A 386-nucleotide genomic window follows, 5' to 3' on the forward strand; every position below is an offset into this window, starting at 1 on the left:
GTAGGCAGCCGTGTGATGCGGTTCGGTGGGATCTTCGCCCAGACTGCCACGGACCTGATACATGCGTTCAGCCTGGCAGTACCACGGCTCCAGCACCTCATACGGAAACGGCCAGGCTGGAGATACACCCTCGCGGTGTTCGATGACTGCGAAATCCTCTTTGCGATAACGCGACAGCACGGCGCCGTAGAACTTCGAATTCCCGCCGACATTGTAATAGTTTCCGGGATTGAATCCCTTGCCGTTCGCCTCGTACCAGGTTTCCTTCGGTCGAAAATGTCCCCGCTGGAAGATCGCGCGTTGGTCGCGGTTGATCGGAAGGTCGGCGATATGATCGCCGGCCTCGAGGATCAATATCTGCGCGCCGGTCACGGCCAGGCCGGCCG

1 pseudogene is annotated in these 386 nt (G+C 59.8%); it reads right to left on the reverse strand.

Annotation, left to right across the window (positions count from 1 at the left end):
• Positions 1-386, reverse strand: a pseudogene (locus AF337_RS25550) (GMC family oxidoreductase); the annotation flags it as partial.

This window comes from Rhizobium ecuadorense (assembly GCF_001187535.1).
In the GTDB taxonomy this organism is placed as follows: Bacteria; Pseudomonadota; Alphaproteobacteria; order Rhizobiales; family Rhizobiaceae; genus Rhizobium; species Rhizobium ecuadorense.